The sequence below is a fragment of the Nitrincola sp. A-D6 genome (genome assembly GCF_000764495.1).
GTDB lineage: Bacteria > Pseudomonadota > Gammaproteobacteria > Pseudomonadales > Balneatricaceae > Nitrincola.
Map to the genome: position 1 here is coordinate 18202 of NZ_JRLB01000038.1, position 13014 is coordinate 31215.

The 13014-nt window shown below is 51.1% G+C and carries 16 protein-coding genes and 1 pseudogene; 7 read left to right on the plus strand and 10 right to left on the minus strand.

Annotated elements, in window-relative coordinates; all coding sequences use genetic code 11:
* The first annotated feature begins 51 nt into the window (after positions 1-51).
* The 6 genes from metX to LH51_RS24155 all read left to right on the plus strand — a co-directional run bounded on the left by metX (position 52) and on the right by LH51_RS24155 (position 4019).
* Entirely contained in the window at positions 52-1209 is a 1158-nt protein-coding gene (gene metX, locus LH51_RS07365; protein WP_036521096.1) for a homoserine O-succinyltransferase MetX, read from the plus strand.
* Positions 1199-1789, plus strand: coding sequence for a methionine biosynthesis protein MetW (gene metW, locus LH51_RS07370; RefSeq protein WP_036521099.1), 591 nt, complete (start codon positions 1199-1201; stop codon positions 1787-1789). Before metX ends, metW begins: the two co-directional genes overlap by 11 nt.
* Before the next feature lie 102 nt (positions 1790-1891).
* Entirely contained in the window at positions 1892-2263 is a 372-nt protein-coding gene (locus LH51_RS07375; RefSeq protein WP_081960726.1) for a DUF4426 domain-containing protein, read from the plus strand.
* 3 nt (positions 2264-2266) lie between these two features.
* Complete coding sequence (gene rdgB, locus LH51_RS07380) at positions 2267-2875, plus strand: RdgB/HAM1 family non-canonical purine NTP pyrophosphatase (RefSeq protein WP_036521104.1); 609 nt, start codon at positions 2267-2269, stop codon at positions 2873-2875.
* On the plus strand, positions 2872-3633 hold the full coding sequence (gene hemW / locus LH51_RS07385) for a radical SAM family heme chaperone HemW (RefSeq protein ID WP_327124530.1): 762 nt from the start codon (positions 2872-2874) through the stop codon (positions 3631-3633). The genes rdgB and hemW overlap by 4 nt, the downstream gene beginning before the upstream one ends.
* A complete protein-coding gene (locus tag LH51_RS24155; RefSeq protein ID WP_327124531.1) occupies positions 3630-4019 on the plus strand; it encodes a hypothetical protein in 390 nt (129 codons plus the stop codon). The genes hemW and LH51_RS24155 overlap by 4 nt, the downstream gene beginning before the upstream one ends.
* 8 nt (positions 4020-4027) lie before the next feature.
* On the opposite strand, the gene LH51_RS22400 is transcribed toward LH51_RS24155, so the two are convergent.
* The 7 genes and pseudogenes from LH51_RS22400 to lptM all read right to left on the minus strand — a co-directional run bounded on the left by LH51_RS22400 (position 4028) and on the right by lptM (position 8605).
* The gene (locus LH51_RS22400; RefSeq protein ID WP_235263597.1) at positions 4028-4240 is read right to left on the minus strand and encodes a hypothetical protein; all 213 of its coding nucleotides are present in this window, start codon (positions 4238-4240) and stop codon (positions 4028-4030) included.
* Between the two features lie 28 nt (positions 4241-4268).
* Complete coding sequence (locus LH51_RS07390; RefSeq protein ID WP_235263598.1) at positions 4269-4760, minus strand: HAD family hydrolase; 492 nt, start codon at positions 4758-4760, stop codon at positions 4269-4271.
* Positions 4753-5667: a tyrosine recombinase XerC gene (gene xerC / locus LH51_RS07395; RefSeq protein ID WP_036521107.1), complete on the minus strand. Its 915-nt coding sequence runs from the start codon at positions 5665-5667 to the stop codon at positions 4753-4755. Before xerC ends, LH51_RS07390 begins: the two co-directional genes overlap by 8 nt.
* Position 5668: 1 nt before the next feature.
* Positions 5669-6385: a DUF484 family protein gene (locus LH51_RS07400; RefSeq protein ID WP_052063551.1), complete on the minus strand. Its 717-nt coding sequence runs from the start codon at positions 6383-6385 to the stop codon at positions 5669-5671.
* Positions 6382-7211, minus strand: a pseudogene (gene dapF, locus LH51_RS07405) (diaminopimelate epimerase). Before dapF ends, LH51_RS07400 begins: the two are co-directional and overlap by 4 nt.
* A 12-nt stretch (positions 7212-7223) precedes the next feature.
* On the minus strand, positions 7224-8480 hold the full coding sequence (lysA, locus tag LH51_RS07410) for a diaminopimelate decarboxylase (protein WP_036521110.1): 1257 nt from the start codon (positions 8478-8480) through the stop codon (positions 7224-7226).
* 8 nt (positions 8481-8488) lie between these two features.
* Positions 8489-8605: an LPS translocon maturation chaperone LptM gene (lptM, locus tag LH51_RS19955; protein ID WP_081960719.1), complete on the minus strand. Its 117-nt coding sequence runs from the start codon at positions 8603-8605 to the stop codon at positions 8489-8491.
* Between the two features lie 216 nt (positions 8606-8821).
* Here lptM and LH51_RS18995 point away from each other — a divergent pair, with 216 nt between their 5' ends.
* Complete coding sequence (locus LH51_RS18995; RefSeq protein ID WP_052063552.1) at positions 8822-10735, plus strand: methyl-accepting chemotaxis protein; 1914 nt, start codon at positions 8822-8824, stop codon at positions 10733-10735.
* A 25-nt stretch (positions 10736-10760) separates the two neighbouring features.
* Here the strand turns inward: LH51_RS18995 and LH51_RS07420 are convergent, their stop codons facing one another.
* The 3 genes from LH51_RS07420 to LH51_RS07430 form a co-directional block, all read right to left on the minus strand.
* Positions 10761-11546 carry a ChbG/HpnK family deacetylase gene (locus tag LH51_RS07420; protein WP_052063553.1) on the minus strand — a complete coding sequence of 262 codons (786 nt, stop codon included), beginning with the start codon at positions 11544-11546 and terminating at the stop codon, positions 10761-10763.
* On the minus strand, positions 11543-11914 hold the full coding sequence (locus LH51_RS07425) for a GtrA family protein (protein WP_052063554.1): 372 nt from the start codon (positions 11912-11914) through the stop codon (positions 11543-11545). Before LH51_RS07425 ends, LH51_RS07420 begins: the two co-directional genes overlap by 4 nt.
* A gap of 114 nt (positions 11915-12028) precedes the next feature.
* Entirely contained in the window at positions 12029-12946 is a 918-nt protein-coding gene (locus LH51_RS07430) for a glycosyltransferase family 2 protein (RefSeq protein WP_200881906.1), read from the minus strand.
* Positions 12947-13014 lie beyond the last annotated feature (68 nt).

The window sequence follows — 13014 nt, forward strand, 5'->3', positions numbered from 1 at the left end:
AACTCAGCCAATTAACGCTTAGATTTCACATATCAACGAAGAGGTAACAAGGTGAGCGAGTTCCCGGAAGATAGCATCGGTCTGGTCACGCCACAGACACTCCATTTTGACGATCCGCTAACGCTGGCTTGTGGCCGAGTGTTACCACAATATGATCTGGTAATAGAAACCTATGGCCAGCTTAATGCGGATGCCAGTAACGCGGTATTGATATGTCACGCCCTATCCGGCCACCATCATGCAGCGGGTTATAACTCAACTGATGAGCGCAAACCTGGCTGGTGGGATTCGGCCATAGGCCCCGGCAAGGTCATTGATACGAACCGTTTTTTTGTGGTTGCTCTGAATAACCTGGGTGGCTGTCACGGCAGCACGGGGCCTAATACCCAAAATCCTGAAACCGGCAAACCCTATGGGCCGGACTTTCCGATTGTAACCGTACTCGACTGGGTACACAGTCAGGCGCGCCTGGCTGACCGGCTCGGTATTACCCAGTGGGCAGCCGTTGTCGGCGGCAGCCTCGGCGGTATGCAAGCGATGCAATGGGCTATTAGCTATCCGCAGCGACTGCGTCACTGTGTCATGATTGCTGCTGCACCTAAGCTGAGCACCCAGAACATTGCCTTCAATGAAGTCGCTCGCCAGGCTATCAGCAAAGATCCGCAATTTCACAATGGCCACTATTATGAACAGGGTGTTGTGCCTAAAACCGGTCTGATGCTGGCACGCATGGTTGGTCATATTACCTACCTGTCCGAAGATGGGATGCGTGATAAATTCGGTCGGGAACTGCGCTCCGGCAAGCTCAGTTTTGATTTTAACCCCCAGTTTGAAATCGAAACTTACCTGCAATACCAGGGTGAGCGCTTTTCATCGTCCTTTGATGCCAACACTTATCTGCTGATGACCAAAGCACTCGACTATTTTGATCCGGCCGCTGAGTTTGATAATGACCTGGCCGCAGCACTAAGCAATGTACGCTGTGAGTTTTTTATCGCATCCTTCACCACCGACTGGCGTTTTTCGCCTGAGCGCTCGCGTGAAATTGTTGATGCCTTGATTGAAGCCAGGAAGCACGTGACCTATACAGAGATTCAGGCAGCCCATGGGCATGATGCTTTCCTGATCCCTATTCCTCGCTATATGGAAGTCTTCGGTGCCTATATGAACCGGATTGCTGCTGAACAGGAGACTCAACATGCGTGCTGACCTGGAGATTATTCGTGAATGGATCAGACCCGGCTCACGTGTCATCGACCTGGGTTGCGGTGAAGGTGAACTACTGGCGCATCTGATCAAGGAAAAGCAGGTCAGTGGCTATGGTATTGAAATTCATCCCGATAACATCACGGCTTGTATTGAAAAGGGTGTCAGCGTAATTGAAAAAGATATAGATGACGGCCTGAGTGGCATTCGCAGCGACAGCTTTGATACCGTGGTGATGAGTCATGCACTGCAAACCATGCATCGTCCGGATCAGATTGTTGAAGAGATGCTGCGCATCGGAAAAGAGTGCATTGTCACCTTCCCAAACTTTGCTCACTGGCGGGCGCGTGGCTATCTGGCATTGAAAGGAAGAATGCCGGTATCGAAGTTTCTATCCTACACTTGGTACAATACTCCCAACATCCACTTTTTCACCTTCAAGGATTTTGAGGAACTCTGTGTCGAACGTAATATCTATATTGTAGACCGTACTGTGGTAGATCATGAGCACAAACACCGTTGGTGGATACGTTTATGGCCGAACATGCTCGGCGAGATCGCCATTTACCGTATCACCCGCTGAACCTATATAACAGGAAGAGATGATCATGTTGACTCGATACAGCCTTTGCTCTTCGCGGCCTTACTGTCGCTCACCTTAAGCAGTAGTCTGCAGGCAGAACAGATGTTCAGCGATGAACACTATGAAATCCATTACAATGCATTTAACTCCACACTGATTCCAGCCGAAGTGGCCGCCAGCTATAACCTCACCCGTAGTGGTAGCCGTGGTCTGATAAATATTGCTGTGCTTGAGAAGCAGCCGGATGGCAGTACCCGCCCAGTCAGCGCCCAGGTCAGCGGGGAAGTACGCAATCTGATACAACAGACACAACCCGTTGAATTCCAGGAAATTACTGAAACTGATGCCATTTATTCAATCGGTAGTTTTCAGTTTACCAACGAAGACCTGCTGACCATTCAGTTAGCAGTCCAACCGGATGCTGAACGCCCTCCTTATCAGATTGAACTCCAGCAAACCTTTTACGTGGATTGAGTTTTGAGTAAACAGCAATTTGTATTAGCCAGCGGCAATGCGGGCAAACTGCGTGAATTCAGTCAGATGCTGGCTGAAAAACACATAGAAGTATTACCCCAGTCAGCCTTGAATGTAAGCGAAGCAGAGGAAACCGGGCTGACATTTGTCGAAAATGCCATTCTCAAGGCCCGACATGCCTGTGAATCTACAGGACTGGCCGCACTGGCGGATGACTCAGGGTTGGAAGTCGATGCACTTGATGGTGCACCAGGCATTTACTCGGCACGTTATGCCGGTGTTGGCGCAGGTGACGAAGCTAATATCGACAAACTGCTGCTGGCCTTAGACGGCCTTCCCGAGCATCAGCGTACCGGGCGCTACCAGTGTGTACTGGTGTATATGCGCCACACACTGGACCCTACCCCCCTGATCTGCCAGGCCAGCTGGGAAGGTCGGGTATTAACCGAACGACTTGGTGAAGGTGGCTTTGGCTACGACCCGGTTTTTTATATCCCTGAGCTGCAATGCTCGGTGGCGCAGCTCAATGCGGCCGAAAAACATCAACATTCACACCGGGGCAAAGCGATGCGTGAGTTTTTTCAGCGTCTGAACAGTTTACTGCCGGTATGAACCCACCGGCACTGCCTCCACTGTCGCTGTATATTCATATTCCCTGGTGTGTACGTAAGTGCCCTTACTGCGACTTCAACTCGCATGCCAGGCAGGATGATCTGCCGGAACAAGCCTATGTTCGGGCTTTGTCTGAGGATTTAAAAGCTGAACTCGATCGCCTGCAAGCACCGCGCCCCCTAAACTCTATATTTATAGGTGGCGGTACGCCCAGCCTGTTCAGTGCTGAAGCCATAGGCCAGATTCTGGCTGATGTTGACCAACAGTTAGGCATAAGCAAAGATATTGAAATAACCCTGGAAGCCAACCCCGGTACCTTTGAGCAACAACGTTTCGAGGGCTTTCGTCATGCCGGTGTTAACCGTCTGTCACTTGGCATACAAAGCTTCAATGACGCTCACCTTCAGGCACTTGGACGTATTCACAGCGCTGACAATGCGCTCAGCGCTGGACGCAGTGCCCGCCGCATTTTTGATAACCTCAACCTGGATCTGATGCATGGGCTGCCGGGTCAAAACACCACTGAAGCGCTGGCCGATCTGCACCAGGCAATAGATCTGTCACCGGATCATCTGTCCTGGTATCAATTAACCCTGGAACCAAACACGGAATTCCATGCCAGGCCACCTACCCTGCCTGTCGATGAAGCCTTATGGGACATACAGGAACAAGGCAGGTATTACTGGATCAAGCTGGCTTTCAACAGTATGAGATATCAGCCTACGCCAGAGCTGGTCGCGTCAGCCAGCATAATATGAACTATTGGCAGTTTGGTGATTACCTGGGCATAGGCGCAGGCGCCCACGGAAAGGTTAGCCAATTCAGTAAATTGACCTTGCAACAGCAGCGTCACCATAAGCTGCGCCAACCCAAAGCCTATCTGCAGGCGCTGGATAAAACCGCTGGTCGAGAGCCGATAGTGGACGATGAACTGAGTTTCGAGTTTATGCTGAACGCGTTACGTCTGGTAGACGGCGTACCCAGCGAGCTATTTAGTGCTCGCACTGGCTTGCCTCTAGCCTCAATAACCGCCCAGCTTGCTCAGGCCCGCGAGCGAGGTCTACTGGAAAGTGATACTCGCCTGTTGCGCCCAACCCGACAAGGGCGCTTGTTTCTCAACGACTTGCTCGGTGTGTTTCTTTGACAAATTAGTCACAAACACAGCTGCTTGCCTGCCTCAGCCCGTATGGCTTCCACCGCAGCGGGAATGTGCTCAAGACTGGTCACTTCAGCATCAGCAGGCTGACCACCTGGCCAGGCTCCCGCGTCCAGGTTCACCCAAATCGTCCAGATGTGCAGTTGCTGTGCTGCCTGAACATCGTTGACCGGGTGATCTCCAACATGAATAACCTGACGTGCATTCAACCACTATGTGCCAGAGCCGTCTCAAACATCAGTGGATGAGGCTTGGCCTTGCCACATGATCAGCGTTGAACTGAAAATCAAACAGATCGGCCAGCCCGGTTCGACTGACTTCAGCATTACCATTACTCAAGGCTCCCAAACGATAGCCCTGTTGGTGCAAGATTTCCAGCATGCTGCGAGCATGAGCGAAAAACTCTACTTCATGACGGGCTTCAATAAAGGTTTCAAAGGCACTCAATGACAGTTCAGCTGCCTCCACTGCACTGTAGCCACAATGTGTCAGGCACTCTTCCAGCAGCTTAAGCCGAATTTGGCTAACACTGTGGGTAATGTCAGGATAACGTTGCAATAGCTCGGCTCGCAACGCAGAGCCTTCGTTCAGATCATCCAACACATATCGCTGCGTAAATAACGGCGTATGTGCATGCAACCAATCCCATAGCGTACGGTTAGCCTGCTGAATAACCGGGCCAACAGCCCAGAGGGTGTCATCCAGATCAAAAGTAATCGCTTTAATCACGGGGTTTTCTCCTGGCACGTGGATGCGCTTGTTCATAAACCTGCATCAAATGCTGAAAATCAAGGTGAGTATAGATTTGTGTGGTACTAATATCGCTGTGTCCGAGCAATTCCTGAACGGCGCGTAGATCCTGACTGGACTCGAGCATATGGCTGGCAAAACTATGACGCAACCTATGCGGATACACCCGCCCCTGAGCACCCATGTATTCACCCCAGTGAGCCAACCGCAACTCTACGGCCCGGGTTGTGAGCGCGGTACCGCGCTGACTGATAAACAATACGGCGACCCCGTACCGGTTCCATAGTTGGCGTATCGGTAGCCAGTGTTGCAAAGCCTTAATAGCTTGCCGACCAACCGGTAGCACCCGTGTTTTACGGCCCTTGCCTGTCACCCGCAATGTTGCATCGGATAGATCCAGCGCTTGCAACTCTAACCCCACCAGCTCCGAAACACGCAGTCCAGATGAGTAGATCAACTCCATCATGGCAAAATCACGTAGTGTTATCGGCTCGTCATTCGGTGGACTGAGCAGTTGATTCATCTGTTCAGGATCGAGGGTACTGGGCAGACGACGTCCAGATTTAGGCGCCTGTACTGCAAGAGCCGGGTTACTGTTCATCCAGCCTTCACGGTTCAGGAAACGGTAGAAGGTGCGTGTTGCCGATAGCAAGCGATGCAAACTGCGGCCTGACAGGCCATTGCCATGCAGCATGGCGATCGCCTGGCGCAGTTTTCTTTCTGTTAATGCAGACCAGCCACCCAACTGCAGCAGCTCAAGCTGCTCCGACAGGCGTAGCAGGTCACGCTGGTAGTGTTGCAGGGTATGCGCCGACAGCTGCCGTTCACCCTGCAAGTAGCGCATAAACGCCTCAACCCACTGCATCTCGTCAGGTTGAGGCAACATATCAGATACGTGGCTGATACAGAATATGCATGAGAATCCGGCTAAGCACTTCGCCGACATAGCTTAGAAACAATGTCCCCTGGCTGCTCTGGAAGTAATCCGGATCAAAGCTGCCGATGGCCAGCAGACCAAGCGTTTCCCCTTTAACGAGTGGTACTACAGCCGCCGATTGGATGCGTGCCGCATTTTCCTGGAACAGAAAACGGTTCATCGCTTCACTCAACTGGCCACAGCTGGGCAAACTGATTTCAATCAGTGGCTGTACAATACTGCAATCCGCTTTGCTGAGAATCCGCAGACTATTAACATCGAACGGCGTATCGCTGAACAATATGAGACGTGCATCATCACCGTAAAAATCCTGACACAGACTTTCTTCGATAGCGATGGCTACATCATCCAGCGTCTGAGCTTCCAACAGCGACAGCACCATGCGCTTGGTTTTATCAAACTGCACATCATTATGACGGGCTATTTCAATCAGTTCAGAAAGATGACCATGCAGCAGTTGATTGCGTTCACGCAGCAACGAGGTTTGCCGCTCAACCAAAGACACCGTTGTACCCCGCTGATGCGGCACATACAGCTTCTCCAGCAACCAGGCATGCTGATTAAAAAAATCAGGATGGCTAGCCAGGTAATCGGCAACCTGTGCGGGACTGATCGAATCAGCCGGTGTCTCAGTCAAAGCCTGTTTATCGGTTGCTTGCTGCGTCATAAGTAAATCTGCCCTTCATATACCGTTGTGGCCGGCCCGGTCATCAATACCGGGTGACCTTTTCCTTTCCAACTGATCTGCAGTTTACCACCGGTCAGATGCACATCGACCTGCTCGTCCAGTAAACCACGTAGCCGTCCAGCTACCACAGCCGCGCAGGCACCGGTGCCACAGGCCTGAGTTTCACCCGCGCCACGTTCAAATACACGCAGATGGATCTGAGAAGGCGACGCGACCTGCATGAAACCCACATTCACCCGTTGCGGAAAACGCGCATGGCGTTCAATCAACCGCCCCAGCTGTTTCACTGGCGCCTGAGCCACATCCTTGATCAGCAACACACAGTGCGGATTTCCCATAGACACCGCCGAAACCTCATGCACTGCCCTTCAACTTCCAACTGATAGGTAGCCGCTTCCAGCTCTGCAGCAAAGGGAATTTCTACCGGCTGCAGAACCGGTTCACCCATATTCACTTCAACCTGACGATCCGGCAGCAGGGTTAACAACGCGCTGCCGTTGGCAGTTTCTACCCGTATCTCGTTTTTAACACTCAGGCGACGTTCGCGTACAAAGCGGGCAAAGCAGCGCGCACCATTACCGCAGTGCTCCACCTCGGAACCATCCGCATTATAGATACGGTAACGAAAATCCATATCCGGACGCGTCGGTGGTTCCACTAACAACAGCTGGTCAAAACCTACACCTGTGTGCCGGTCGGCCAGACGCTTTACGGTATCAGTATTGATACGGACACGCTGTGCCACAGCATCAATCACCATAAAGTCATTTCCCAGGCCATGCATTTTACTGAATCTTACCAGCATGTAGTTCTCCGCTCAGCAATCATTGGGTAGCAATTGCTCACCCTGCATCAGATCACTGATGTTTTCCCGTTCACGAATGACAAAAGCCTGATTATCATCAACCATCAACTCAACCGGACGCGGACGGCTGTTGTAGTTAGATGCCATCACAAAACCGTAGGCTCCGGCTGAACAAACTGCCAGCAGGTCACCGGCTTCCAGATTCAGCTCCCGGTCTTTACCCAGAAAGTCACCTGTTTCGCAGATAGGCCCAACCAGATCCCAGTGTTTCGCTTCACCCTCATCACGCAGGGTTAGTGGAATAATTTCCTGATAAGCGCTATACAACGCAGGTCGAATCAAGTCATTCATCGCCGCATCAATAATGGCAAAATTCTTTTCGCCTGTCTGCTTTAGAAACTCGACCCGAGTCAGCAGCACGCCGGCATTGGCCACAATCGAGCGACCTGGTTCAAATATCAGCTGGAGCTGACGATCACCCAAACGCTCCAGCATGGCAGCAATAAACACTTCCGGAGCAGGCGGTGTTTCGTCGGTATAACACACCCCCAGGCCACCACCCAGATCCAGATGCGCAATATGAACCCCCTCGGCCTGCAACCGATCGATCAGTTGCAGCAAACGGTCCAGCGCATCCAGAAAGGGGCTGATTTCAGTCAACTGACTGCCAATATGACAATCCATACCAACCACTTCAACCCCCGGCAAAGCGGCGGCACGGCGATAGACGTCAACAGCCTGATCGATATCAATACCAAACTTGTTTTCTTTAAGCCCGGTGGATATATAAGGATGGGTGCCAGCATCTACATCCGGATTCACACGAAAAGAAACCCGTGCTACCTTGCCAGCGTCCAGAGCCACCGCATTGACCCGGTCCAGCTCTGCATCGGATTCAATGTTGAAGCAGAAAATACCTGCATCCAGTGCCCGACGAATTTCGTCCGCCTGTTTGCCAACACCTGAAAAGACTATTTTGCCCGGTTCTCCACCAGCCCGTAGCACCCGCTCCAGCTCACCGATAGAAACAATATCAAAACCCGCTCCCATACGTGCCAGCAGGTTCAGCAAGGCGATATTGGAGTTGGCCTTAACCGCATAACAAATCAGTGCATCACGACCTTGCAGTGCTTTGGCGTAAGCCAGGTAAGCACGCTCGATGGCATCTCGTGAGTAGACATAAGCGGGCGTCCCATGCGCAACGGCGAGGGTTTCCAGATCTACCTCTTCACAAAACAAACGCCCATTACGGTATTCAAAACTATCCATTGGTTATCTCATTCACCCTGTTCGGTTGTGGTATCCGGCTGATCCGGCAAATACAGCGGCCCTTTCTGCCCGCAGCCAGCCAAAAGTAGCAGGCTTACAAACACCACTGACCAGAAAATTTTCATACGGCACCACCCTCAGGGCTGATTATCTGATTAAACCGATGATTATAACCTGATGTGGGTGTTGATGGGCAGAGGCGAGGCAACACAAGCATGGGCAGACTTTTTTAAAATTGCGCAAGAATACCGCGAGTACTATTATCTGATATGTATCATGGCTCTGCAGACTTACTTATGCTGAATGGCGCCCAGCCTATGCTGGCATAAATGGAGAACAGCATGCTAAAGCGACTAAAAATGACTCCCAGGCTGATTTTGTTCACCAGTCTGCCGCTTGCCGTGTGCCTTTTTTTGGCCGCTTATATTGTTATTCAACATACCAGCCGCACTGTAGCAGCGCAGGGGGAAGCCTCTGCAAGTATGGTTGCATTAAGCAGCTCAGACGCTGTCAGCGCCTGGATTAACGAGCGCATGGCTGTCATTCAGACGCTGGCTAGCACATCAACACTCACCAGCGGCAATACCGATGATATCTTTGCGTTTATCCAGGACTTTGGCAAAAAAATGGATGATAGCTTCCAGGTCATGCTATTTATCGATCTCGAAGGTAAGGGTTACCACCACAATGGCAATATTGCCGACCGTGCAAACCGGGACTACTTTCAGAAGCTGGTCATTCAAAAAAGCCAGACCACGCTTGTTAGTGACCCATTAATCTCCGGCTCTACTGGCGATGCCATCGTTGTGATGGCCCAAGCTGTCTATAATTCGTCTGGACAAGTCATCGGATTGCTCGCGGCCACTGTAACACTTGACACCCTGACACAGCTAATTGATGAGATCTCCTCAGACCAAGCCAGTGCCTGGCTGATAGACTCACGCGGAATTTACATTGCTCACCCAGATACCAATCGCCGAATGAATGACAACGCTCTGGAGTCACAACTCCCTGAGTACGCGGCGCTGTCTAAACAAATGATTGCAGGTGAAACCGGTATCGCTGAACTACAGCTTGATAGTCAACAGCAATCCATTGTTGCCTATCAACCTGTAGATAACACCCCAGGCTGGGCGCTGGCTGTTGCGCTACCTTACAATCAGGTAATGACTGCCGCATTGAATTTACGTTCATCCCTAATACTGGCTTTTTCCATTACGCTGATTATCTTAGTGATTATTATTGTGCTTGTCTCACGCGTGATCGTTAAACCTATCAATGCAACACGTTCGGCGCTGGACCAGATTGCTGCCGGAGATGGCGATCTCACCCAACGGCTGAGTGAGGAGCGACTGGATGAGCTCGGTGATCTGGCGCGAAGCTTCAATAAATTTGTGAGCGGTGTGCAGTTAGTGATTAAACAGGTTTCTGATGCATCCATACAGCTCGGAGCAGCAGCTGAAGAGCTGGCAGCATCCAGCCAGGTCACCAACCAGCAGGTTCAACAACAAAGCCACGAAACAACACTTGCCGCCTCATCGATGACACAAATGGCAGCTTCAGTCACTCAGGTTGCGGGCAATGCGGCTCAAGCTGCACAGGCTGCAGATGCATGCAATCAGTCTGTTAAAGACGGTGAAACTATTGTGCAGAAAAACGCTAATGAGGTAGGTCTGCTGTCGCAAGAAGTCCAAAAAGCCGTAGAGGTTATGCAACGTTTGCAAAATGATACCGAATCCATAGGCACTGTACTGGCAGTAATCCGTGGCATCGCTGAGCAAACAAACCTGCTTGCACTGAATGCGGCTATTGAGGCCGCCCGTGCTGGAGAGTATGGGCGCGGGTTTGCGGTTGTTGCCGATGAGGTTAGAACCCTGGCAACACGCACTCAGACTTCTACGGAAGAGATTCGTATCATTATTGAAAAACTGCAAAACGCCTCAAAACATGCCGCTGATGTCATGCAAAACAGCTATTCCAAAGCGCATGTAGCAGTTGAGTGTGCCGGACAGGCTTCTGACAAACTTCAGGATATAACAGGCGTCATCGCCACCATCAACGATATGAACACGCAAATTGCCAGTGCTACAGAAGAGCAGTCGGCTGTTGCAGATGATGTCAGTCAAACACTGGTCCGCATCAGCAGTGGCGTTGAGCAACTATCCAGCGGCTCTAGTAATATTGCCGCGGCAAGTGATGAACTGGCACAACTGGCTAATCAGTTACAGGTTAGAGTCGGGCGATTCAAAGTATAGCTAGCACCGCTTTTAAGCAACGAAATCAGTACAGGGTTGGCGTGGCTGTCAGATTGACAGCTTGCTGTTGCAAGCGTGACAGGAAGCTGTCACCAGACAGATACGCCAATTCACGCTGACGAGTCAGGGCCAGTCCGGTTACGCTTTTCCCTGTGGCACCTGGATGACACATGATCAAGCCGCCATCGGGTAACTGATTAATCCATCCATGTAACAGACTGGCGAAATCAGCATTCGGATTGAGTGAATAAAGTCCCGCAAAAGCCTGCGTCAGCGGTAACTGCTGTCGACGCATCTGTGTCGCAAAACCAGTGCTCATCAAACGTAACACCAGCGCCTTAACCAAGGCGTCATGGCCTGTCAGATGGGGAGCAACCCTACGCACCCAGGGCTGTTGATCGGTATAACGCGTTTGCAGCACTTCGATCAAAACCTGACGGATACCAGGAAAAACCTGAACATGCTGATGGCCGTCGACAAAGTCTGGACGACAACCTAAAACGTTTTCAAAATCATCCAACTGACGCTGCAGCTCATCCCTCACCCACTGATGATCCAAACGGCCAGTCAATGACTGCTGCATCAGGTGACCTAAAGACACAGCACGTGGTGACTCAGTCAGATTAAAATGTAATCCGATAGCGGCTCTGCTACGAAGAGTATTCAATGTCAGGGCTGATGAATTCCAGTATGGCAAACAGGTCATACAACTGACCGCTGACAAGCGCTGACACTCTAATAGCTGCAAAATCCCCTCATTGATCTCGGCAGACAAACCAAAATCATCAGCACATAGAACCACAGATTTCATACCGCGAAAGCCCAAAAGCGACTGAACAAATAAGTCAGTACCGCCACCACGCCGAGTACGATAAACAGTGCCAGGTCATACCGCAAAGAGGTAAAGGTCAGCAGCAGGGCATACAGAGTTTCATTTACAGCAAAGCTAGCCAAGGCCACGGTAGCAAAGCGTGGCAGGGTGCGTGAATGGTTTAACGCTTCGGCCTTGAAGGTCAACCTGCGATGGCCAAAGTAGCTGACATTAAAAGCCACCACAAAACCAAACACATTGGCAATCAGTGGTATCAGCCCAAGTGGCACCAGCAGTCTAACCACCAGCCAGTGCACAATCAGTGCGGTGACGCCTACCACGATAAAGCGTGAAACCTGCGCCAGCATCAGTCAATAGACTCTGTTTTTTGCTCAGTTTTTTTACGCGTGGCCAAAGGATGGTAATCCGAAACAAGATACACAGGCCGCGCCTTCACTTCAGAGAAAATCCGCGCCACATATTCACCCAACACTCCTACTGAGAGCAACTGCATACCACCCAGAAAACCGATACCAGCCACCAGTGTCGGCCAACCGGCACATCGACGCCCAGATCATTGTTCTCAGCACGACGATGACCGCATAAGCGATTGCCAGAAAGGAGATTCCGGCTCCAATAAACATCCAGATTCGCAAAGGCGTACTGCTGAAAGCGGTAATGCCTGTCAGGGCCAGGGAGGAAAGGCGACGGATTCCAAAAGAGGTTTGTCCACTGAAGCGAGGCGCAACCTGAAAGGGTACACCGATGCTACGAAACCCGACCCAGGCAAACAGCCCTTTCATCATCCGCTTGCGCTCTGGCAAGGCCCGCAAGGCACGTACAACTTTGGCATCCATCATGCGGAAGTCACCGGCATCAGCCTGAATCTCAACATCGGCACTCTGGCTGAGCATATGGTAAAAAAAGCCAGTCATCCGGCGCTTGATCGGGTGTTCATCTGATCGATCTGAACGTATCCCGTAGATCATGTCGTAGCCTTCCAGCCAATGCTGATAAAAGACTTCAAGCACATCCACCGGGTGCTGCATATCGGAATCCATCAGAATCACAAGGTCCGAATCAGCATGATCAAGACCAGCGCTCATAGCCGCTTCTTTACCGAAATTTCGCGATAGTCGGATCAATGACACCGGATACTGCTCAGCCAATTGGATCGCTACGGCTGAAGTAGCATCTCGACTGCCATCATCCACCACCAGCACTTCAAATCGACTGGATAAGCGTGGAAGATATTCGCAGAGCAACGGAATCATCTCTCGCAGATTGTCGGCTTCATTGTAAGCCGGCAAAATACAGGTGATGGACGGGGGCAGCTCCATCTTACGCGGCGTTAACGATGGATCCGATTCCGATGTATGTTGTGTTATTTTTTCGGGCATTGTTCTATCCAGTTTCAAGTCCTACAGACTTAGAGAGTTAATGGTAAACTATATCTTTGAATTGCGCA

Excerpts from the sequence above, each read along its gene's own strand:
- xerC (WP_036521107.1), bottom strand. The coding sequence starts at position 5,667 with ATGTTGCCTCAACCTGACGAGATGCAGTGGGTTGAGGCGTTTATGCGC.
- LH51_RS07420 (WP_052063553.1), bottom strand. The coding sequence starts at position 11,546 with ATGAAATCTGTGGTTCTATGTGCTGATGATTTTGGTTTGTCTGCCGAG.
- lysA (WP_036521110.1), bottom strand. The coding sequence starts at position 8,480 with ATGGATAGTTTTGAATACCGTAATGGGCGTTTGTTTTGTGAAGAGGTA.
- LH51_RS07400 (WP_052063551.1), bottom strand. The coding sequence starts at position 6,385 with ATGACGCAGCAAGCAACCGATAAACAGGCTTTGACTGAGACACCGGCT.
- lptM (WP_081960719.1), bottom strand. The coding sequence starts at position 8,605 with ATGAAAATTTTCTGGTCAGTGGTGTTTGTAAGCCTGCTACTTTTGGCT.
- LH51_RS07430 (WP_200881906.1), bottom strand. The coding sequence starts at position 12,946 with ATGCCCGAAAAAATAACACAACATACATCGGAATCGGATCCATCGTTA.
- LH51_RS07375 (WP_081960726.1), top strand. The coding sequence starts at position 1,892 with ATGTTCAGCGATGAACACTATGAAATCCATTACAATGCATTTAACTCC.
- hemW (WP_327124530.1), top strand. The coding sequence starts at position 2,872 with ATGAACCCACCGGCACTGCCTCCACTGTCGCTGTATATTCATATTCCC.
- LH51_RS24155 (WP_327124531.1), top strand. The coding sequence starts at position 3,630 with ATGAACTATTGGCAGTTTGGTGATTACCTGGGCATAGGCGCAGGCGCC.
- LH51_RS07425 (WP_052063554.1), bottom strand. The coding sequence starts at position 11,914 with ATGCTGGCGCAGGTTTCACGCTTTATCGTGGTAGGCGTCACCGCACTG.
- LH51_RS18995 (WP_052063552.1), top strand. The coding sequence starts at position 8,822 with ATGCTAAAGCGACTAAAAATGACTCCCAGGCTGATTTTGTTCACCAGT.
- metW (WP_036521099.1), top strand. The coding sequence starts at position 1,199 with ATGCGTGCTGACCTGGAGATTATTCGTGAATGGATCAGACCCGGCTCA.